This window comes from Sphingobium sp. (assembly GCF_048594625.1).
Lineage (GTDB): Bacteria > Pseudomonadota > Alphaproteobacteria > Sphingomonadales > Sphingomonadaceae > Sphingobium.
Genome location: NZ_JBMDWL010000093.1, coordinates 44,559 through 66,190, shown reverse-complemented (window position 1 = coordinate 66,190; position 21,632 = coordinate 44,559). Strand labels below are relative to the sequence as shown.

Here is a 21,632-nt window from a genome sequence, read left to right as displayed (position 1 = left end):
TGTTTCGACGCCTGCCATGGGCGCACATGGTACGGACACGACCGACTGGTGCGACTGCCCATAACCGGCCGATTTGCACCAACATCGAACGGTCTGCCCCGTTTACAAGGGTGTGTTCGCGCCTTCGCGGGCCAGCATGGATCGGTGCGAAAAATGACCGTATCGGCGGGCAGGGGCGCAGCCGGTCGATGACGATGCGGAATGACAAGCGCGTGGCGGTGTGGGGAATGGTGGTTTAGCCATGCGCAATCGCCTGGAACAGTTGATCGTCAGGATTGTGCCGCTGCTGATCGTTGCGCTCGCGCCATCGGCTCCGCTGATCGGCGCGGACTATGCCGCGCCATCGGCCTTTTCCGCCTACACTCATCAGAAATGGGGGCGGGAACGCGATTCCCCCATACAGATTTATTCGGTGGCGCAGGGCAAGGACGGCTACCTCTGGCTCGCGACGGGGCAGGGGCTGTACCGGTTCGACGGCATCCGGTTCGAATCGCTGCCTGCGCCCCTCGCCAATCAGGGCGCGCCATCGGCCGTCATGGTGGCCAGCAATGGCGATGTCTGGACCAATTATGCCGGTTCCTATCGCTTCGCCATATATCATAATGGCCGCCTGACGCTGCTGCCGCCATCGCCGGTCACGCATCGCGTGTCGACGATGAAGGAGGGGCCGGACGGATCGATCTGGGTGCTCACCGATGCGGAGGATGAACCGCTGCTGCGCTACAGGGGCGGGCGCTGGACCATCTATGGCCGCCATAACGGCATCCCGTCGGGCAATCCGTTCGACATCGCCATCACCGCCGACGGGGTGGTGTGGCTGACCCATGCGGAATTCATCCTGCGGCTCGATACGGGCAGCGACCGATTTCGGCCGGTCATGCCGTGGAGCGCCACGATCGCGCGCCTCGCCATAGATCCGCAGGGGCGCATCTGGCTCAGCGATCAACGCGGCACCTACCCGATTACCGGTGACCGGGGGCGCGGATCGCCGCCGCCGCTGCGTTTCCCCTATGCGACGGACAAGCCCCAGATACGCGGCTATACGATGTTCGACCGGTCCGGCCATTTCTGGATGGCAACCGAATATCGCGGTGTTCAGCGCATCACCCGGCCCGATCCGCGCGGCGCGACCAGCGCGGCTGACGCGTCCGACCGGGTGGAACGCTTCACCATTCAGAACGGCCTGACATCCAACATCACCGAACGCCTTTTTCAGGATCTGGAAGGCAATATCTGGGTCGGCACGGAAAAGGGGATAGACCGCTTCCGCCGCGCCTCCATCGTGTCCGAACCCCGGCTGGACGATCCGCATGTCTTTGGCGACCGCATCGTCCCGGCCCGCGACGGCAGCCTGTTCATCATACAGGCAAAGCATCTCTTTCACGTCAGGCCGGGCGAGCGGCCGGAACGGATATTCTCGTCCGACATTCTGCCCAGCACCCTCTGTCAGGCGCCCAATGATGATCTCTGGCTGACGCTCGATACCGAAGTGGTCATCCTGCGCGGCGGCAAGGTCGTGGGACGTAGGCCCGATGTCCCGACCGATATTACGCTCTATGACTGCGCGTTCGATGCGCATGGCGACTACTGGATCAGCGCAGCGCGCGGTGGCCTGTTCCGTCTGCATGACGGCAAATGGGAAGCGATGTTCGGCAAGACCGGACCGGATTTCCGCCCCCGTTCGATGATCGCCGATTCGCAGGGGCGGATATTGGCCCAGTGGAGCTATCATGAACTGCGCTACGCCACGCCGGGTGGGGGGGCTGGCGGCGGCGAAAGCATCCCGATCCCGTTTAAGATACAGGATCCTCAGCCCGTCACGCTCTACATTCCCGCGTCCGGTCCGCTGCGTTCGACCCTCTATGTCGGCGGGCCTCAGGGCGTGGCGCGCCGCGTCGCGGGCAAATGGCAGCGGCTGGGCAAGGATCGCGTGCCCGAACTGGTGAATGTGAACGGCATCGTCGTCACGGCCGATGGCGATCACTGGTTCGGCGGCAGCGCGGGCATCATCCGCATCCCCGCCACGCAGGCGGAGGCTGCCTTTGCCAACCCGGTCATGCGCCCGAAATTCGACCTGTTCGATGAAGATTCCGGCCTCGTCAGCATGCCGCACGACCATAGCCGCCGCTCGATCGTTCAGGGCGCGGACGGGCGGCTGTGGATCGCGACGCAGTCGGGCACGGCCTGGATCGATCCGGCCCGGCTGACGCGCAATCCCTTCCCGCCCAAATTGTCGATCCGCGGCGTGCGCGTGGGGCAACGCAACTTTCGCGATCCGCATCATATCCGGCTGGAATCGGGCGAAGCCGACGTCGAAATCGACTTCGCGGTTCTCAGCCTGTCCAACCCCGACCGGACCAGAGCGCGGTACCGGATGGAGGGACAGGACAAGGGCTGGATCGACAGCGGCCACAGGCGGGAGGCATTTTACACCAATCTGCCGCCGGGGCGCTATCGCTTCACGGTCGTCGCTGCCAATGAAGATGGCGTCGAAAATGATGAGGGTGCCTCTGTCGACATCGAAGTCGTGCCGACCTTCGTCCAGTCGATCTGGTTCTTCGTCGCGCTGGCGATTGCCGGCGTGCTCATCATCTGGCTGCTGCTCGTCCTGCGTTCGGCGCAGGTCGCGGCGCAGATGCGCAACCGGCTGGAACAGCGGCTGATGGAACGCGAAACAATTGCCCGCGACCTGCACGATACGCTGTTGCAGGGGGTTCAGGGTTTCATGTTCCGTATTCAGGCCGTCGCCAACCGGCTGGTGTCGGGCAGCCCCGAACGGCGATCGCTGGAAGAGGCGCTGGACAGGGCGGACGAACTGGTCATGCGCGGGCGGGAAAATGTGCGCGATCTGCGCACGCCCGATGGCGCGGCCGACCTGCGCCGCATGCTTCAGGATGCGGTCGATGACGCGTTGCTGGATGAATCGGTCGACGTGCTGATCACGGAACTGGGCGCGATACAGGCGATCCATCCGCTCGCCCTGACGGAAATCAAGGCGATCGTGGGGGAAGCCATGTTCAACGTCGGCCGCCATGCCGAAGCGAGCGAGGTGGAACTGGTCGCCTCCTACGGCCGCCGCACCTTCCGCCTGCGGGTGCAGGATAATGGCCGCGGCATTCCGGGCGAAATATTGGACAGCGGCCAGCGAGAGGGGCATTTCGGCCTTGTCGGCATGCGCGAACGCGCCCGTGTGATCGGTGGAAAGCTCACTCTGCGCGGGCACAAGGCGGAGGGGACGGAAGTCATTCTCGAAATCCCCGGCGCCATCGCCTATGAACGGCAGGTGCGCTGGCGCGCCTGGCTCGACCGGCTATGGCCGCGCCTGTGACGCGGCAGGAACGTGTCGAGATCGCCCGATACAGGCGGTGGCACGCATTATGTGGGCAAGAGAGGAAGCTGGCGGCATGGACCGCCCCCGCCCCGGCCGGGTCATGCCGGGAAACATGTCGGGGCGGGGATCGCCGCCATGCTCTCAACGTCGTTTGCTGGCCGCATTGTGCGAACCGTCATCTGTTCCGGATGACGGCGCAACGTCCTAGAGCGCGCTGCATTAAATGGAACGCAGGTCGCGCTTTCTAAGCTTTTGTTGTTGCATCGTTTTAAGCCCTAAAGCTCCAGAAAGCCCCTGCGCGTGGCGGTGATGGCCGCTTCGGTCCGGTCGGTCGCGTCCAGCTTGAAGAACACATTTTTCAGCGCGACCTTCACCGTTTCGGTCGAAACGCCGATGTCCTTTGCGATTTCCTTGTTGGTCAGGCCGCGTGCGACCATGCGCATAATCGTGATTTCGCGACTGCTCAGATGTTCGCTGACCGGGTGCTGTTCGAAATCGTCCAATATCTCGCTCTGCACATAGGTGCTGCCGATATAGACCTTGCGAATGGCGTCCAGCAATTGCGTGCGCACCCCGCTTTTCAGCAGATAGCCGCTCGCCCCGGCGCGCAACAGGGCGCGGGCGGGCACATCGCCCTTGTAATTGGTCAGGATGATGATGCGGGCGGTGGGAAATTCGCTGCGGATCGCGATGACCGCGTCCAGCCCGTTCATCCCCGGCATCTGCAAATCCATCAACGTCACGTCGGGGCGCAGCGCGCGATAACGCTCCAGTGCCTCCGCACCGCTCGAAGCCTCACCGCACAGCGCTATGTCCCCCTGACCATCGATCAGGGCGGAAATGCCGTCGCGAAGCAGCGGATGGTCGTCCACGACCAAAACTTTGATAGGATCTAGGGCAACCGCCATGACACCCGGCTCACTTCCTCTTACGGGCTGAAATGTTTCTAACTGCAAATGCTTCTTAACGCGACAGATTTATATTTGGACTGTTGACCCACTTGGGTATTTCCAACCTATCCGCCGCCGCCGAACCTGTCGTCGCATCATGTGGGATTCGTTGCCATGCATCATGGTGACTTTGGAGCGGATCACCCGGATGCCGTTACGGCCTCACTTCCGGGGTCATAGGGACGTCGGGCCTGGAACGTTCGATGGATGACTGACGGTCCGCGCCGCCGCGATCGGCGCCATTTCGTAACCCGACGATATTGCCCGTCTTTCGGCCTTCGCCGTCAGGCGGGCGGTCATTCATCATGACGGCCTGTCACGCGACGGGCCGGAGAGGAGCCGCACATGAATCCCACTCCCACAGACAGGGATCGGCGTATCGATCCACGGGCGATGGCGCTGTCCGACGCGCTGCAACTGGTCGGACGGCTGATGATCGCGCCACTCTATCTGCTCAGCGGTTTCGCCAAACTCAGCGCGCCCGATCAGATGCTGGCCTATATCGATGCCGCCGCCCTGCCATTTCCCGCTGTCGCGCTTGGCGTGGCGATCCTTGTCGAACTGATCGGCGGCGCGCTGCTGGTCGTGGGGTACAAGGTGCGGGCCGTGGCCGCGATCATGGCGCTCTTCACCCTCGCCACCGCTATCATCTTTCACAATCAGCTGGCGGATCAGACGCAATTCCTGTTCTTTTTCAAGAATATCGCGATAATCGGCGGATTGCTGCAACTGGTGGCGCTGGGCGGCGGCCGCTGGAGCATCGACAATATCTGACGGCACGGGGGACAGCGCCGGGCAGGGGCAGCGATGCGCCCGCCCGCGATGATCAGCCCAGCCAGTGGAACAGCAGCGGCACCGTCACGATCGAACCCAGGGTCGACGCCAGAATGATGCGCGCGGTGCGGGTGCGATTGATGGCGTATAGTTCCGCCAGCATGAACGGCCCCGTACCCGTCGGCAGCGCGGCCAGCAACGTTGCGCATGTCGTCATCGGCCCGCTCAAGCCAAAGGCGCGGCACAGCGCGAATACCGCCAGCGGCTGGAACAGCAGCTTTACGGCCACCATAATCGCGGTCAGCCCGCCGTCCCTGCTCGCCGTTCCTTCATGCCGGTTCGCCAGAAACAGGCCCAGCGACACCAGCGCACATGGCGATGCGGCCTGACCCAGCAAGTCGATGAAATGATGGGCTGGCGCGGGCAGGTGCCATCCGCGCATCGCCATGGCCAGCGCCAGCGCGGGCGCCAGCACGACCGGGTTTTTCAGGATCGCCAACCCTATGCCGCGCGCCACCATCGTCCATGGCTTGTCGCGCGCCAGCCCCGCCTCCACCAGCGCCATGGCCAGTGCGAACAGGCCGCATATCGTGACCATCGATGCGACCAGCGTCATCGGCTGCGTCCATGGGCCAAGCGTCGCCAGCATCAATGGAAAGCCCAGAAAGCCGGTATTGGCATAGCCCGCATTCAGCCCGTCCAGCGCCGCATTGGCAAAGGGCGCGCCCGTCCATCTCGCAATGCCGATGCCCAGCGCCATCGCGATCAGGCTGCCGCCGGTAAAGCAGAGGAAGAAACCGGTATCCCACAATAGATGCGGGTCGGTATCGCCGATGATCCTGAACAGCAGGGCGGGCAGGGCCAGATAGACGACGAACCTGTTCATTTCCCGTGCGGCTTCATCCTGCGCGATGCCCGATGCACGCAACAGCCATCCCGCGCCGATAATGGCAAAGATCGGCAGCGTCGCAAAGAAGGATGCGATCATGGGTGGACCGCCGCTTGGGCCGCCCGCGACCGGCGCGGCGATACAGCGAAGGAGACAGATGCAGGAATAATCATTGATTTACATGCATAGATGTATTTAAATCGTCACGCAACCGCGCATCGGGCGTGGGCAAGGGGAAATCATATGGCACCGGTTCATCCATCCGACCCGTCATCGGCTGACACAATGCGCTGGTCCATGGTGGCGGTTGCCCTGCTTCTCAACATCCTGAACGGCTATGGTCTCACCATCATGGCGGTCGTCGGGCCGGCCATGATCGCCGCCGGGGTCGGGACCGCCGCCGACATCGCCGCCGCCTCGGCCTGGGGGCTGACCGGCATGGCGGCCGGATCGCTGCTGCTGGCGCAGGTCGCGGACGGCGCGGGGCGGCGGCCGGTGGCCATCATCGCCGCGCTCGCCATCGCGTTGGGCCTGCTGCTGCCCATGGTCGGCTGCACTGTCACTTTCCCTGTCTCAGCCCTCATCCTGTCGCGTCTGCTGGCGGGGCTTGGCATCGGCATATTGCTGCCCCTGACGGACGTCATCGCGGCGGAGGCCGCGCCCGATGGGCGGCGTCCGCTGGCCGTCGCCATCATGTTGACCGGTTATGGCATCGGCGCGCTGTCCGCGATGCTGGGCGGGCCTGCGCTTGGCGCCGTCCATTGGGGCGCTGGCTTGGCTGCCGGGGCGGGCGCGGCCCTGATCGCCGCGCTGCTTGCCGCGCAGGTGCTGGCATCGCCTGCGCCCCATCCCCGGCACAGGGTGCCGCTCGTTACCGTCCTGACCAGCCGGGCGATCCTGTCCGTCGCGGGCATGGCGCTGATCTACGCGCTGCATGTCGCGACGCTGGGTTATGTGCTGGGCACCCTGCCGCGCCTGATGGTGCAGGCGGGGGCATCCGCCGCCATGGCGCAGGGGGCGGCGCTGGCGGGCAATCTGGCGGGGATCGCCGGTGGCCTGACGCTGGGTTGGCTCGCCATGCGAATGCCCGTGCGCCATCTGCTGATTGCCGTGATGCTTGGCGGCGGCGCTGCGGCCGCGCTGTTCGGCCTGTCGGCCGCGCATCCACCGCTGCTGGCGGGGCTGCTGATCCTTAGTTTCGCGTTGGTGCAATCCGCGATGGTCGGCCTGTACGTCATGATGGCCACGCTGTTCCCCGCGTCGATCCGCGTGACGGGCGTGGGCCTGGTGCTGGGCTGCGGCCGCATGGGCAGCGTCATTGCGGCGGCGCTGGCGGGCAGGCTGGCGGCGGCGCATATGGATGGCGGGGCGATCGTCGCCATAGTGGCGCTGGGCACGATCGCGGGCGCGCTGCTGGTCCGGCTGCTGCCGCTGCGCGCTGCGGCATGATCCGGTTCAGCCGGGGCGCAGCGGCGTCGGCATCACGAACCCGCCCATCGCCTGTTCCACCAGCTGCGCGAAACGGATGGTGGTGCGATCCTCCAGATAGCCGCCCATCGCCTGCACCCCGACCGGCAGCCCTTCTGGCGAAAGGCCCGCTGGCATCGCTGTCGCCGGTATGCCCAGCAATACCGACGCGCTGGCCCAGACCATCTGGTCGTCATAATTCATCGGCCGCCCGTCCACATCGATCTGGTGCGCAATCCGGTCGGGCTTGAGATCCTGAAGAAAGGTGCGATGCTGATCATGCGGGATCGCCGCCGTGGGCGATACCGGCGTCAGGACGATGTCGAAATCCTGCATCAGCAACCGCCATTGTTCGGTCAGGGCGGCGCGCCGCCGCCGCGTCGCCTGCCAGTCGCGATGCGCCATCACCAGTCCCCGCATGCGCGCGACGTGCAGGGGGCTGGCCTGCGGTTGCGGCTGGCCGACATAGGCGCTGATTTCCTCCGCCATCGTCCGTGGCGCGGCCTCCGACAGGAAAGCGCCCAGCAATTCCATATGGGTGATGGTCAACATCTCCAGATCGGGCATCAGCGGGGACGTCCGCGTCACCACGCACCCCTCGCGCGTCAGCCGCTGCGCCAGCGTCTCGCACGCCGCGCGGACGGCATGGGATGTGGGATAGAGCGGGTGATCGGTCAGCATCAGCACCCGGTAATCGCGCAACCGGTCATGCCGTGGCGCGGGCAGCGTCAGGCGATAGGCCTTGCCGTCGGTCAGCGGGTCGGGACCGGCCAGCACGTCCAGCCCCAGCATCAGGTCGCGTGCGCTCCGCGCCATCGGGCCATAAGCGGAAAAATCGCCCCGTTCGGGCAGCGCGGGCGCCTTGGGCGGTCCCCCGCCGCGCGTGGGCACCAGGTCGATCGACGGCCGATGCGCATATATGCCGCAAAAATGCGCGGGAATGCGCAACGACCCGGCAAAGTCGGACCCCAGCTCCATCGCCACATAACCCGCCGCCAGCGCCGCCGCCGATCCGCCCGACGACCCGCCACAGGTGCGCGCGGCATCCCATGGATTGCTGGTCGTGCCATGGATCGCGTTGAAACTTTGCAGGTCGCCCATGCGCAGCGGCGTGTTGGTTTTCCCCAATATGATCGCCCCGGCCGCGATCAGCCGCTCGACGCACAGCGACGTATGCGGCGGCATCCATTGCGCCATGGCCGGGTCGCCCCAGCTGGTGGGCAGGCCGGTCAGGCTGAAACTGTCCTTGATCGTCATGGGCAGGCCCAGCAGCGGCGCGACCGCGCCCTTCGCCCGCGCTGCATCAGCCGCTTTCGCCGCTACCCGCGCCCGATCGAAATCGCGCACCACCACGGCATTGATCGTGCCGTCCAGCGCCTCGATCCGCCGGATCGCCCCTTCGGTCAGCGCCGCCGCGCTGATCTGTCCCCGGTTCAGCAGATCCATTTGCCCGGTCGCGTCCAGATAGGCGGTGTCGATCGAAACGGCTTCGGCGGTCATCCGGCATCCCCATGGCATGGCAACGATCTGAGCGTCGCCTGTTGAACATACAGTTGTGTATGTTATTAGGGCGCCGTCATCAACCCATCCTGTCTAGCAGAGGAAAAGAGCTTGGCGCATCCCATCCCATCATCCATCGTCCTGCGGTTCAGTTCACCCGACCGTCCGGGCATATTGGCCGCCGTCACCACCGCTCTGGCCGATACCGGCTGGGACGTGCGCGATGCGTCCGTCTATGGCGATCCCGACAGCGCGACCTTCTTCACGCGCATGGAAATCGCCCATGCCGCGGCGGGGCTGCCCGACCTTTCCGCCATCATGGACGATGCCGCGGCCACGCACCGGCTGGAATGGAGCGCGCGCGATCTGCGCCGGCCGATGCGGGTGCTGGTGGCGGTGTCGAAATTCGACCATTGCCTGATCGACCTGCTGCACAAACAGGCGATGAAGGCGCTGCCGATAGAGATTGTCGGCGTCGTATCCAACCATGATGCCGCGCGCGGCATCGTCGAATGGTACAAGGTGCCGTTCCATCATCTGCCGATGGCGGAAGGCAAGGCCGCGCAGGAGGCGCGCTTTGCCGCCATCATGGATGAAAGTGCCGCCGAACTGGTGGTGCTCGCCCGCTATATGCAGATATTGTCGGCGGATATGTGCGCCCGCCTGTCGGGCCGCTGCATCAACATCCACCACAGTTTCCTGCCCAGTTTCAAGGGCGCGAAACCCTATCATCAGGCGCATGCGCGCGGCATAAAGCTGATTGGCGCCACCGCCCATTATGTGACGACCGATCTGGATGAAGGGCCGATCATCGAACAGGATGTCCGCCGCGTCAGCCATGCGACGACGGCCGATGAAATGGTGTCGATCGGGCGGGAAGTCGAAGCGTCGGTGCTGTCCCGCGCCGTGCGCTGGCATGCCGAACATCGCGTGCTGATGAACGGCGCGCGGACCGTGGTGCTGTGCTGATCGCGGCCTGATCATGGTTGATCGGGGCGTCGCGTTTCACCCTGAAGCATTTTCGAAGCAGATGGCATCATCTGCTGGCTCGGGAAATGCGGAAAACAGTAAATAGAGCATGATCCGATTCGGTATGAACGGATCATGCTCTAGGAACGCGACGCCTCGTCTTTTCAATCCTCCAGATCGTGCAGGCTGCGGCTGCCCGCTACCGCCAGCGCGATGGCGCAGGGGATCAGGAACAAAGTCCCCGCCATCAATGCGTAGCGCAGGCCCACCGGCCCATGCGCGGCGGTGAAGACATCACTCAGCAATCCGGTGATCAGCGGGCCGAAACCCAGTCCCAGCAGGTTGGAAAAGAAATAGACGATCGCCACGGCCATCGCCCGGCGCGGCGATCCGCATACCGAATGCAATATCGCGAACATGCCCGGCAACGCCCCGTAAATCCCGGCCGTGCCGATGGCTGCGGCGATCAGGAATACGACATAGCTGTCGGTCATCAGCGCGATCGCCAGCACCGGCCAGCACAGCAGCAATATCGCGCCCGGCGCCCATCCCAGCAACCGCCGGTCACGCGCGCCCAGCCGGTCGGTCAGCACGCCGCCGCCCAATGTGCCGATCAGCGCGGCGATGGCCACGACCGGGCCGTAACTGGCGCCGATCTGGCCCAGCCCGATGCCCAGCACGCGGCCCAGATAGGCCGGAAACCAGCTGGTCGCGCCATAGGCGACCAGGAAATACAGCGTCATGGCGACATTGGCCAAGATATAGCTCGGCTTGCGCGCCAGCGCCCTCAGATTGTCGGCAAAACTCTCGCCCCCGGCCTTTGCCACCTGCGCCGCGCGCATCCGTCGCCGTGGCTCCTTCAGGAACAGGCCGGTCAGCATCGCGACGACCAGTCCGGGCAGGCCCAGCACGATGAAGGCCATGCGCCAGCCATGCGATTCGGCCACCTGCGCGCCGATGGTCAGCGCGATGAAAGACCCGCACATGGCCGATGACATGAACACCGCCAGTGCCCTTGTGCGTTGTTCTGGCGGGAAATAATCGGCGATCAGCGACTGTGCGGGCGGGATCGCGCCCGCTTCGCCCACGCCCACGCCTAGCCGCGTCGCGACCAGTTGCGTAAAGCTCGCGGCCGCGCCGCATGCCGCCGTCAGCACGCTCCATATCGCCACCGAAACCGTCAGGATGATTCGACGGTCGCCCCGGTCGGACAGGCGCGCCACCGGTATGCCGAATATCGCATAGGACGCGGCAAAGGCGAACCCCGTCAGCAGTCCCATCTGCGCGTCGGACGCCTGAAATTCCGCCTTGATCGGCTGGATCAATACCGACATCACCGCGCGGTCGACATAATTCCACATGCTCGCCAGAAACAGCAGGGCTAGGAAGAACCAGCGCTGGCGCGCCGAATAAAGCTGATAGGCTGGCTGGGGCTGGTCCGCTTCGGTCATATGCGCTCCATTGATCATCATGATCAGCTTGGCACAAGCGCAGGCTCAAATAAATACAGTATTGCATTTAAAATGACTCGGTCGTCTAATCCCCCTGCGCGGACGGCATCCATCGCCATGGCGCGCCGGAGGGTTATCGATGAAAAGCTTCATGACCATCGCAATGCTGGCCGCGCTGGGCGTGGCCGGAACCGGTATGGCCGGATCGGGCAGGGCGGCACCCGCGCAACCGCGCCCCGCCGCACCTGCGCCCGCGACGACGGGTGCCAATGTCTGGACGGGCACCTATCTGGACGGGGTTCAGCGCTTCACCCTGCACGCGAACAGCAATGGCGTCGATTACGACATATGGGTGTCGCTGCCGCCCGGTTATGACAGGGAAAAGCGCGCCTATCCCTTGCTGGTTCAGCTGGACGGCCAATCCCAGTTCGCGCTGGCCGCCACCGCCGCCCGGCTGGTGCACAGCGATTCGCTGGTCGACGACATGATCGTCGTGGGTGTGGCCGCCGCCGGGCCTGCGATCCGCCATCAGGCGCAGCGTCTGTATGATTACACGCCCGACAATGTCCCCGCCTCGGTCAAGGCCCGCATGGTCCCCTATCTGGAAAAGGGGTTCAAGGCGCAGGGGATGAGCGATGCGGAATGGACCGCGCTCGACACCAGCGGCATTTATGGCGGCGCGCCCAAATTTCTCGCCTTTCTGGAAAAGCAGCTGCTGCCCACGCTCAAGGGGCGTTACCGCGTCGATACCGCCACGATGGGCCTGTCGGGCCATTCGGTGGGCGGCGCATTCGTCAGCTACGCGCTGCTGATGGGGTCGTCCTTCAACCGCTACAGCATCGGCAGCTATACCAGCGACTGGTATGGCGACCGCATCCCCGCGCTGATCGACGCCTTTGCAAAAATGCCCGATCGCCGCGACATCCGCGTCTATGAAGCGCATGGCGATTATGAACTGACTCAGCTCGCCTCTCTGGGCGGCGGGCAGGCGGCGCTCGACCGGGCGCTCAACCTGCTGGACGCGACCGCCACCGCGCGTCCGGGCCTTGTCACCGTGACGCATCGGGTCATCGCCGATGCGGGCCATTCCGGCATGGTCCCCGCGCAGATCACCGGCGGCATTCGCATCCTCTTCGGCCCTGCCGCGCCCAAGGCGCCCTGATCGCGAAAGGCCCGTCATGACCGACCGTTCCGCCCCTTCCGCCCTTCGCCTGCCGCGCCGCGATCTGTTGCGGGGCGGCATGGCGGGCATGCTGGCCGCGTCCCTGCCGGGCAGTGCCTTTGCCGGCAGTGGGGACGATGCGCTCAGGCAGGCGATCATGAAAGGGCAACCGGCGGCCATCGACCGGCTGCGCGAATGGATCGCGCTGCCCTCCATCGCTGCGGAGGGGCGCGACATGGACCGGGGCGCCGCCTTCATGCGCGATCTGGCGCTGGGCGCGGGCTTCGACCGGGCGGACATCATCCCCACCGGCGGCGCGCCGGGCGTGTTCGCCACGCTGGATGTGGGCGCGCCGCGCACGCTCGGCCTCTATTTCATGTATGACGTGAAACAGTTCGACGCGGCCGAATGGTCGTCCCCACCGCTGGAAGGGCGGCTGGTGGATCGGCCCAATCTGGGCACGGTGATGGTCGGGCGCGGCGCGCTCAATCAGAAGGGACCACAGGCGACGCTGCTCGCGGGCCTCTACGCCCTGCGCGCGCTGGGGCGAAAGCCACCCGTCAATCTGGTGCTGGTCGCCGAAGGGGAGGAGGAAATCGCATCCCCCCATTTCCATGAGATCGTGGCCCGGCCACAGGTTCTTGCCGCCCTGCGCAAATGCGTCGGCGTCATCATCCCCGAAAGCTGGCAAAGCCCGGTCGATGGCGGCGTGGTGGTGAAACTGGGGGCAAAGGGCATATTGGAATTTGAACTGGTCGTGTCGGGCAAGGCGTGGGGCAGGGGGCCTCAGGCCGACATTCATTCCAGCGACGCCGCCATCGTCGACAGCCCCGCCTGGCGGCTGATCGGCGCGCTGTCCACGCTGACGACCGATGGCGGCAACCGCCCGACCATCGACGGCCTGATGGACAAGGTCCGTCCGATGAGCGCGCGCGACCGCGAACTCATTGCGCAGGCCGCGCGCCAGATCAACGAAGCGGGCTACAAGAAAGCGCGCGGCGTCACCCATTGGGTGGACGACCTGCCATGGACGGATACGCTGACCCGCCTGTCGGAACAGCCGACCGTCAATATTCAGGGGCTGGTATCGGGCCATACCGGGCCGGGCGGCAAGACCGTCCTGCCTGCCCGTGCTGCTGCCAAGATCGAAATGCGGCTGGTGCCGGACATGACGAAGGACGACACGCTGCGCCTGCTGCGCGCGCATCTCGACCGGCATGGCTATGGCGACGTGGAAATCGATGTGACCGGCGGATATGATCCCACCGAAACGGCGGAAAACAGCGCATTGGTGCGCGCCTGCGTCAGCACCTATGAACGGGCGGGCGTCCCCGTCATCGTCTATCCGCGCCTTGCCGGATCATGGCCGGGCGTGGTCTTCACCGGCGATCCGGTGCGCCTGCCTGCGGGTCAGTTCGGCCTTGGCCATGGCGCCAACGCGCATGCGCCCGACGAATATTATCTGATCGACAGCGCCAACCCGCAAAAAATCCTTGGCATGGCGCAGGCCGCCTATGCCTATATCGACTTCATGGCCCAGATCGCCCGCGTCCCGCTCTGACATATAGAGCATCGTGCGGAAAAGTGGGAACCGGTTTTCCGCTTAAAAGGATGCGACAACAAAAACTAAGAGCGCGACCTGCGCCCCATTTAACGCAGCGCGCTCCAGCGGGGCGGCGCGGGCGATGGCGGATTCTGGCCCGAAGCGGACCCCATTCGTCATGCCGGCGAAGGCTGGCATCTTCATGGGTCTGGCGCGTCATCGCCTGAGATGTCGCTGGGGGAGCGCCTGCCTCCCAACACCCTGCGGCGGCACGGCAACCAGGGTTCAGGAATAAAGACATGCGGTGCGCTTATCAGGGCATGATCCGACCGGATTGAATCGGATCATGCTCCATTTCTCTCCGGGTTTCCGCATGGTCCGATCCGGCAGGCGATGCCGTCCGCTTGGAATATGCTCCGGCCGTCGCCAGAGCGTCCTTCACGCCGCCAGTCGCAGGAACGGCACCGGCTGGGTCGATCGCAGGACGATGGGCTTGCCTTCGGACGCTTCGAACAGTTCGCCGTCCAGAATGACGCTGCTCTTGTCGCCTTCGATGCGGATGGTGTCGCCCTGTTCCAGATGGATGCCCTGCATCGTCTGCTTGCCGACTCGCTTGAACAGGCTGGCCCAGATCAGGCGCAACAGCGCAGGCAGGCTCTGGTCCACGGCCATCAGCTTCATGTTGCCACGCGCGCTGCCGCCTGGCTGCACGCCCAGCAACAACTTTTCCAGCGTGGTGACGATCAGCACAGCGAACCGCCCGACCAGCTGGCCGTCGCGGATCAGCGAAATGCGCACCGGATTGCCCGATGGCGGCAGGAAACTCGCCCGGATGCCGAACAGCAGGGACACCACCACCGCCATGGCGGTGATGAAGTGGCTCAGGCCATTGGACAGGCCCAGCGGATAGATCTGGTTGCGGCAATAGAGCATGTAATCGGCCAGCCCCGCGCCGCCCAGAAACATGCCCAGCACCGGTCGCGTTTCCGCCTGCCCGTCGGACAGGGCGATCAGTTCGCGCGCCACGACATGGTCCTCGACGCCCGACTTGGCGATCTCGACGATCTTTTCCAGCGCCTTGATCGGGTCGCCATGAATGCCAAGGTCCAGCGCGATCAGGTTGGTCTTGCCATTGGGCAGCACCGCGATAGGCGGCACGCGCCCCTTGAAATGTTCGCCCTGATACAGTTCGGTCAGCGACGCCTGCACCGTGCCGTCGCCGCCATTGATGACGATGACGGCCGGATCGACGCGGGCGATGGTCTGGAACGCCCGGCCGATCTGGTCCACCTGTTCCACTTCATAATGGAAGATGTCCGGATTGCTGGCGCAGTAACTGCGCACGCGCGGAAGCGTCTGCCGGTTGCCCGTGGATTTGGGATTGGACAATAGGGCGACGCTGACCATGGTTTATCGGATCACATATATTTGAGGTTGATCGTGATTTTCGTCACGCCCGGCCCGACCTGAAAGGCGGCCTTTTCCACACCCGGCTTGCCCAGGTTGAAAATGCTGATCGACGGATTGTTGGAAAATCCGCCGCCGTCGCGCGAAATGTCGGTCTTGCCATTGCCGTCGCGGTCGTGCCGTACGGCGATGCCATATTGACCCGGCTGGGGCACCGGCATGCAAAACCGCATGGAACCGTTGGCGGGCTTCACCAATGTGTCGATTCGGTTCAGCCATTCGCCCTTGGCCAGCCAGGCGGATTTCGTGGCGGGATAGGACTGGATGCGCACCTTGCCCGTATTGGCCGCAAAGCCGCGCACATCGACCAGCACCGCGGGACCGCGGGCATCCGCGCCGCAGCGTGCAAGGTCGTTCGAAATTTCCTGGCCATGGGCCATGGCCGGACCCGCAGCGATCATCGCTGCCACCGACATCAGACCCATTGCAACTTTTACCATGACCATCAGACTCCTGGAAGCTATAGCCACCCGCATGGATCGGATGGCGAGCCCCTGTTCGCCCCACTATTGACCTGACTCGCATATGGGCCGGGTTTGCGGCCAAAACATGGTGATGGGACGACGACTTAGAGAATGCTGACCGCCACCGACCGTTATCTCGCCCGCCTGATCGCGGTGCCCATGCTCGGCACGCTCGTGATCGCCGCGATGCTGCTCGTGCTCGACAAGATGTTGAGCCTGTTCGATTTCGTCGCGGCGGAAGGGGGACCGGTCAGCGTCGTGTGGCGCATGCTCGCCAACATGCTGCCCGAATATCTCTCGCTCGGCATCCCCATCGGCCTGATGCTGGGCATCCTGCTGGCGTTCCGCAAACTGGCCATGTCATCCGAACTGGACGTGATGCGCGCGGTCGGCCTGTCCTACGGCCGACTGCTGCGCGTGCCCTATATATATGCCATCGCGCTGGCGCTGCTCAATTTCGGCATCGTCGGCTTCGTTCAGCCGCTGTCGCGCCACGCCTATGAAGCGCTGCGATTCGAATTGCGGTCCGGCGCGCTCGGCGCCTCGATCAAGGTGGGTGAGTTCACCACTCTGGGCAAGCGCATGACCATGCGCATCGAACGCAGCAAGGATGAAGGCCGCAATCTTCAGGGCATTTTCGTGCGCGCCGTCAGCCGCGACGGTCAATCGGTGGCGGTCACCGCGGCCCAGGGCACCTTCCTTGCCACGGACGATCCCGACGTCATCATCTTTCGCCTGCGCGACGGCGTGCTGGTGAACGACGCGCCCAAATATAAGACGCCGCGCATCCTGTCCTTTTCCAGCCATGACCTGCCGATCGACCTGCCGCAGATAGAGAATTTCCGTGGCCGCGACGTCGACCGGGAAAAGACGATTCCCGAACTGATGGTCATCGGCCGCAACCCCGCCACGCCCGACAAGCTGAAGGCCGAAGTGCGCGCCAATTTCCATTATCGCATGGTGGAAGTGGTGTTCATGCTGCTGTTGCCGCTGGCGGCGCTGGCCTTCGCCATTCCGCCCAAGCGCTCGACATCGGCGCTGGGCGTGTTCCTCTCCATCGTCTTCATCGTCACCTATCACAAGATCAACCAATATGGCGAAGGCATCGGCGCGCTGGGCAAGGTCGATCCGATCATCGCCCTGTGGGGACCGTTCCTGCTGGCGTCGGGCCTTGTGCTGTGGATGTATCATGTGATCGCCCACCGCCCCGGCGGCCAGCCCATTGGCGCGCTGGAGGTCGCCTTCTCCAAACTCGGCAAGCAGGTGGTGCGCCTGCTGCGCTTTGGTCGCCGCCGCGATCCCGCCGCGGCCGATGCGACCGGACAAGGAGCGGCCTGACCCATGCAGTTCAACTTCTTCCCCTCGCGCCAGATCAGCTGGTACATGGCGCGCCTGTTCCTCACGCGCACCTTCGCAGTGCTGGCGCTGCTGGTTGTGGTGCTCCAGACGCTCGACCTGCTGGGGCAATCGGGCGACGTGCTCGCCTATCCCGGCAATGGCGATCCGGAATTATGGCATTATGTCGGGCTGCGCGCGCCGCAGATCATTGCCCGATTTTTGCCATTTTCCGTGCTGCTGGGGACGCTGGTGATGCTGGCGACGCTCAACCAGAACAGCGAAATCATTTCCATGAAGTCGGCGGGCCTGTCCGCGCATCAGATACTGGCCCCGCTGGTCGTCGCGGCGCTGGGCGTGTCGATCCTCAGCTTCGTCTTCAACGAACGTATCGTCGCCCGCTCGACCGCCGCGCTCAGTGCATGGCAGGCGGTGGATTATGGCCCGATCCCGCCGGACAGCGGGGTAAAGGCCAATCCATGGGTCCGCGACGGCAACAATCTCGTCAATGTGGCGATCGTCGCCGGGCGCGGCAAAGAAGTACAGCTGCGCAAGGTCGAAATCTACAACCGCGTGAACAACAGCCTGACGACCATCGTTCAGGCGCCACGTGGCCATTATGACGCCGCTTCGCAAAGCTGGCTGCTGGAAGATGCGCGTCAGTTCGACGTCGCGCGCGGCACCATGCGCAATGTCGGCACGGTGCGGTTCGGCCGCGACATCCGCCCGGACCAGTTCACTCTGGCAAAAGTCGATCCCGACGCGCTGACCTTCACCGAATTACAGGCCGCCATCGCCGATCTGCACGATGCCGGTCGCCCCACTGCCGAACTGGAAGGGAATTTGTGGCACAAACTGTCCGGTCCGCTTTCCGCGCTGCTGATGCCGATCCTCGGCTCGGTCGCGGCGTTCGGCCTGGCCCGTTCGGGTCAGCTGTTCATCCGCGCCGTCATGGGCATGGCGCTGGGCTTTGCCTATTTAGTCGCCGACAATTTCTCGCTCGCGATGGTCAGCCTTTGCGCATATCCGCCGGTGCTGGCCGCCTGGGCGCCCTTCTTCCTGTTCCTGCTGGTGGGCGAAACGGTGCTGTTCCGCACCGAGGAATAGGCGTCCGTCCCGGCATGTGCCTGTGGCGCACCTACCCCTGAAATAAAGAAGACCCCGGCGACCAAGGGACGTCGCGCGGGGCCTTCCAGAGGGGGCGTTCCGATCCCTCGTTGAGGGGGGAGGGGAAGAACCGGAACAGCCCCGATATGGGTCGCTCAAATCCGGTTTCAAGGCGCAACCGAAAATATTTCACGCGCCGCCCATGAAAAAGGCGGCGGACCTTCGCCATCCGCCGCCTTTTTCGTAATATTGGATCGCGACGCCCTTACCGCGCGGCCATCGTGCTGCGGGCGATCTTGCCGACCAGCGGCATCATCCCCCTGTAATTGCCGCGATGATAGGGCGACTGCGCATCCAGCGTCGCGATCAGCCGGGCATGCGCCTTGCCCAGCGCGTGATAGGGAACGCTGGGCAGCAGGTGATGCAGCGCATGGTAACGCAGCCCCACCGGCGCCCACAATGCGGGCAGGTAACCGGGCGGCGGCACATTGACCGAATCCAGATATTGCGCGGTCACGGTCATCGGCTCTCCCTCATTCTCCCACAGATGGGCGACCAGCGTGCGCAGCTGGTTGATGACGGTCATGGCCGAATGGATCGCCATATAGACCAGCAGCGGCTTCCATCCGAATGCGAATATGCTGCCGATCAGCGCCAGTGCGAACAGGCTCGCGCCGACTTCCTGCCACATCCAGTGACGCGCAAATTCGCCTTCGGGCGCGCGGCGGCGATAGGCGGGATTGATCGACAGGGCCGAAAATTCCGCCACGACCTTCGCCCGCAACGGCGGGACGATCAGCGACAGCGGCGTCAATATGCCAAAGCGCAGGATCAGGCCGATCGGCGCCAGCGACGCCACGATGATGAACAGCGGCAGCGACCATGGCTTCATCAGCGCCAGCGGCAGATATTCGGGGTCTTCCGCCGTGCCGTACCGTGTACGCTGGTGGTGCTGGGTATGGACGCCCTCATACATGAAGGACGGGATCATCAGCGGCACGCCGACGATGATGTTCCACCACAGCCGGAAACCGGGTAGAGCGCCCTTGCGGATATGGGTCAGCTCATGGATGAAGCTGGCCGCGCGATACAGCGCCAGCATCGCCACCACGCCGCACAATATGGCCACCGCCACATTGTCGACCCATATGGCGCCCACCATCGCGCCCCAACCCACCAGTGACGACAGCAACAGGTCGGTCCAGTAGATGCGCGGGTTGGCGGTGGAAAATTCACGCGTCAGATCGGCGGCCGCGCGCAGCATCACCGTATCGTCGGGAATGGCCGCCCGCGCTTTCTGCGCCGCGGCAAGAATGGGATCATGCACAGTCATGACGGTGCCAATAGCCTCCAAATGCGCTGAGATCATGGCAGCACCATGACATATTCACCATGTTGGAGGCTGTTTGGAAGATGCGCGAAAGGGCGCATTTTGATGCGGGCCGGTGCGGACTCACCAAAAGCGCATTTTCCAGACAACCTCCTGGCCCCCCGAAACGCGCGCGTGATTGACATTGCGCAAACAAGGGTCGAACTGCTCCGCATTCCTTTTTTCCTCGAAGGCGGCACAAGTGGCGCATACTGATCTGGTTATCACCCCCGTATCCGGCAAGTCGGACCTCAAGGCTTTTATCGATCTGCCCTGGCGGCTCTATGCCAATGATCCCAATTGGGTGCCGCCGCTCAAGGCTGAGGTGAAGGAATTGCTGACGCCGGGGAAAAACCCCTTTTTCGGCCATGCGGAGGCGCAATATTTCCTTGCCCGTCGCGGTGGACAGGTCGTGGGCCGGATTTCCGCCCATATCGATCATCTGGCGCTGGCCCAGCCGGTCGAACAGGGGATGGGGCCGGGCACCGGCAATTTCGGCCTGTTCGAAGCGGAGGACAAGACGGTCGGCGATGCGCTGATCGCCGCGGCCGAAAACTGGCTGCGGGGCAAGGGGATGATCCGCGTGCTGGGGCCGATCTCGCTGTCCATCTGGGAAGAACCCGGCCTGCTGATCGCCGGGCACGAGCATCCGCCAACGGTGATGATGGGCCATAACAGCCCCGCCTATCAGGCGATGATCGAAGGGGCGGGCTATGCCCCCGTCAAGCAGCTCAAAACCTATGAGCTGGACATTGCGCAGGAATTTCCGCCGCTTATTCAGCGTATCGTCCAGTCGGGCGAAAAAAGCCCCCGCATCACCATTCGTAAGGTCGACAAGTCGAAATTCGACAAGGAAGCGGCGATTATCCTGTCGATCCTGAACGATGCATGGGGCAATAACTGGGGTTTCGTGCCGATCACCGATGCGGAGGTCGCGCATACCGGCAAGAAGCTCAAGCCCATCGTGTTCGAAGATCTGATCATGATCGCCGAACTGGATGGCGAACCGGTCGCCTTCATGATGACGCTGCCCGACCTTAACGAAGCGGTGAAGCCGCTTAACGGCTCGCTCTTCCCGTTCGGTTTCATAAAGCTGCTCAAATGGCTGAAGAAGCCCAATTGCCGCACCATGCGCGTGCCGCTGATGGGCGTGGTGCAACGGCTTCAGTCCTCGCGCATGGCCAGCCAGCTCGCCTTCATGATGATCGAATATATCCGCCGCAACGCGACCGCCCATTATGGGTCGACGCGCGGTGAAATCGGCTGGGTGCTGGACGATAATCAGGGGATGAACGCCATCGCCGACGCGATCGACAGCAAAGTGAACAAAATCTACCAGATTTACGAAAAGCCGCTTTAAGGGAGTGTTTTGGAATGCGCCTTTCAGCGCATTGCTGCATCAGCCCGCTCCCCCACCCGGCCACCCATAAAATACTGCCGTTGGGCGGCCGGGTGGGGAAGAGGGCCGGTTCAGCTTTGGAAATCGCTCCTTCGCGATATCTCAAACACTCTCTAAGGCTTTCGTAATATTGAAATAATCATTGCGCGCCCGTTCCGGTTGCAACCGCGTTGCCCATGGCTCGTTCTCTCTTCAAACCACCATGTGAAGGAGTTTGACCATGGGTGAAGCGACCGACAAGCTGAAGGCAGCCGGTAACAAGGCGGCCGGTTCGATCAAGGAAGGCATCGGCAAGGCGACCGATAACGAACGCCTCGAAGCCGAAGGCAAGGCGCAAAAGGCCAAGGGTACGGCGCAGGACATCGCCGGATCGGTCAAGGGCGCGGTCGGCGACAAGATCTGACGCCACGCCGTCTGCACGAATGCAAAGGCCTCGTTCCCGATGGGAGCGGGGC

17 protein-coding genes are annotated in these 21,632 nt (G+C 63.9%); 10 read left to right on the top strand and 7 right to left on the bottom strand.

Going from position 1 to position 21,632, the window contains the following annotated elements:
- The first annotated feature begins 241 nt into the window (after positions 1-241).
- Positions 242-3,328 (top strand): sensor histidine kinase, encoded by a 3,087-nt coding sequence (locus tag ACOJSJ_RS11715; protein ID WP_420145158.1) that lies wholly within the window; start codon positions 242-244, stop codon positions 3,326-3,328.
- A 278-nt stretch (positions 3,329-3,606) separates the two neighbouring features.
- Here ACOJSJ_RS11715 and ACOJSJ_RS11710 read toward each other — a convergent pair whose 3' ends face one another.
- Positions 3,607-4,203, bottom strand: a complete 597-nt coding sequence (locus ACOJSJ_RS11710) for a response regulator (RefSeq protein WP_420145157.1) — start codon at positions 4,201-4,203, stop codon at positions 3,607-3,609.
- A 423-nt stretch (positions 4,204-4,626) separates the two neighbouring features.
- Here ACOJSJ_RS11710 and ACOJSJ_RS11705 point away from each other — a divergent pair, with 423 nt between their 5' ends.
- Complete coding sequence (locus ACOJSJ_RS11705; RefSeq protein WP_420145156.1) at positions 4,627-5,055, top strand: DoxX family protein; 429 nt, start codon at positions 4,627-4,629, stop codon at positions 5,053-5,055.
- 52 nt (positions 5,056-5,107) lie between these two features.
- Here the strand turns inward: ACOJSJ_RS11705 and ACOJSJ_RS11700 are convergent, their stop codons facing one another.
- Positions 5,108-6,043, bottom strand: a complete 936-nt coding sequence (locus tag ACOJSJ_RS11700; RefSeq protein ID WP_420145155.1) for an AEC family transporter — start codon at positions 6,041-6,043, stop codon at positions 5,108-5,110.
- A 144-nt stretch (positions 6,044-6,187) separates the two neighbouring features.
- Here ACOJSJ_RS11700 and ACOJSJ_RS11695 point away from each other — a divergent pair, with 144 nt between their 5' ends.
- Positions 6,188-7,393 carry an MFS transporter gene (locus tag ACOJSJ_RS11695; protein ID WP_420145154.1) on the top strand — a complete coding sequence of 402 codons (1,206 nt, stop codon included), beginning with the start codon at positions 6,188-6,190 and terminating at the stop codon, positions 7,391-7,393.
- A 6-nt stretch (positions 7,394-7,399) separates the two neighbouring features.
- Here the strand turns inward: ACOJSJ_RS11695 and ACOJSJ_RS11690 are convergent, their stop codons facing one another.
- On the bottom strand, positions 7,400-8,911 hold the full coding sequence (locus ACOJSJ_RS11690) for an amidase (RefSeq protein ID WP_420145153.1): 1,512 nt from the start codon (positions 8,909-8,911) through the stop codon (positions 7,400-7,402).
- A gap of 111 nt (positions 8,912-9,022) precedes the next feature.
- Between ACOJSJ_RS11690 and purU the strand changes: the two genes are divergently transcribed.
- A complete protein-coding gene (gene purU, locus ACOJSJ_RS11685; protein WP_420145152.1) occupies positions 9,023-9,880 on the top strand; it encodes a formyltetrahydrofolate deformylase in 858 nt (285 codons plus the stop codon).
- A 164-nt stretch (positions 9,881-10,044) separates the two neighbouring features.
- Here the strand turns inward: purU and ACOJSJ_RS11680 are convergent, their stop codons facing one another.
- The gene (locus ACOJSJ_RS11680; RefSeq protein ID WP_420145151.1) at positions 10,045-11,331 is read right to left on the bottom strand and encodes a spinster family MFS transporter; all 1,287 of its coding nucleotides are present in this window, start codon (positions 11,329-11,331) and stop codon (positions 10,045-10,047) included.
- A 151-nt stretch (positions 11,332-11,482) separates the two neighbouring features.
- On the opposite strand from ACOJSJ_RS11680, the gene ACOJSJ_RS11675 reads away from it, so the two are divergent.
- Both ACOJSJ_RS11675 and ACOJSJ_RS11670 read left to right on the top strand, forming a co-directional pair.
- Positions 11,483-12,493, top strand: coding sequence for an alpha/beta hydrolase (locus ACOJSJ_RS11675; protein ID WP_420145150.1), 1,011 nt, complete (start codon positions 11,483-11,485; stop codon positions 12,491-12,493).
- A gap of 16 nt (positions 12,494-12,509) precedes the next feature.
- Positions 12,510-14,054: a M20/M25/M40 family metallo-hydrolase gene (locus ACOJSJ_RS11670; protein ID WP_420145149.1), complete on the top strand. Its 1,545-nt coding sequence runs from the start codon at positions 12,510-12,512 to the stop codon at positions 14,052-14,054.
- Positions 14,055-14,474: 420 nt separating this feature from the next.
- Here ACOJSJ_RS11670 and ACOJSJ_RS11665 read toward each other — a convergent pair whose 3' ends face one another.
- Both ACOJSJ_RS11665 and ACOJSJ_RS11660 read right to left on the bottom strand, forming a co-directional pair.
- Positions 14,475-15,443 carry a diacylglycerol/lipid kinase family protein gene (locus ACOJSJ_RS11665; RefSeq protein ID WP_420145148.1) on the bottom strand — a complete coding sequence of 323 codons (969 nt, stop codon included), beginning with the start codon at positions 15,441-15,443 and terminating at the stop codon, positions 14,475-14,477.
- A gap of 11 nt (positions 15,444-15,454) precedes the next feature.
- Positions 15,455-15,949, bottom strand: coding sequence for a DUF2141 domain-containing protein (locus ACOJSJ_RS11660; RefSeq protein WP_420145147.1), 495 nt, complete (start codon positions 15,947-15,949; stop codon positions 15,455-15,457).
- Between the two features lie 129 nt (positions 15,950-16,078).
- Here ACOJSJ_RS11660 and lptF point away from each other — a divergent pair, with 129 nt between their 5' ends.
- Together lptF and lptG are read left to right on the top strand one after the other, a co-directional pair.
- A complete protein-coding gene (gene lptF, locus ACOJSJ_RS11655) occupies positions 16,079-17,305 on the top strand; it encodes an LPS export ABC transporter permease LptF (RefSeq protein WP_420145146.1) in 1,227 nt (408 codons plus the stop codon).
- A gap of 3 nt (positions 17,306-17,308) precedes the next feature.
- Complete coding sequence (gene lptG, locus ACOJSJ_RS11650) at positions 17,309-18,409, top strand: LPS export ABC transporter permease LptG (protein ID WP_420145145.1); 1,101 nt, start codon at positions 17,309-17,311, stop codon at positions 18,407-18,409.
- Between the two features lie 265 nt (positions 18,410-18,674).
- Here lptG and ACOJSJ_RS11645 read toward each other — a convergent pair whose 3' ends face one another.
- A complete protein-coding gene (locus ACOJSJ_RS11645) occupies positions 18,675-19,742 on the bottom strand; it encodes a fatty acid desaturase family protein (RefSeq protein ID WP_420145223.1) in 1,068 nt (355 codons plus the stop codon).
- Positions 19,743-19,980: 238 nt separating this feature from the next.
- Between ACOJSJ_RS11645 and ACOJSJ_RS11640 the strand changes: the two genes are divergently transcribed.
- On the top strand, positions 19,981-21,138 hold the full coding sequence (locus ACOJSJ_RS11640) for an N-acetyltransferase (RefSeq protein WP_420145144.1): 1,158 nt from the start codon (positions 19,981-19,983) through the stop codon (positions 21,136-21,138).
- A 259-nt stretch (positions 21,139-21,397) separates the two neighbouring features.
- Complete coding sequence (locus ACOJSJ_RS11635) at positions 21,398-21,580, top strand: CsbD family protein (RefSeq protein WP_420145143.1); 183 nt, start codon at positions 21,398-21,400, stop codon at positions 21,578-21,580.
- Positions 21,581-21,632 lie beyond the last annotated feature (52 nt).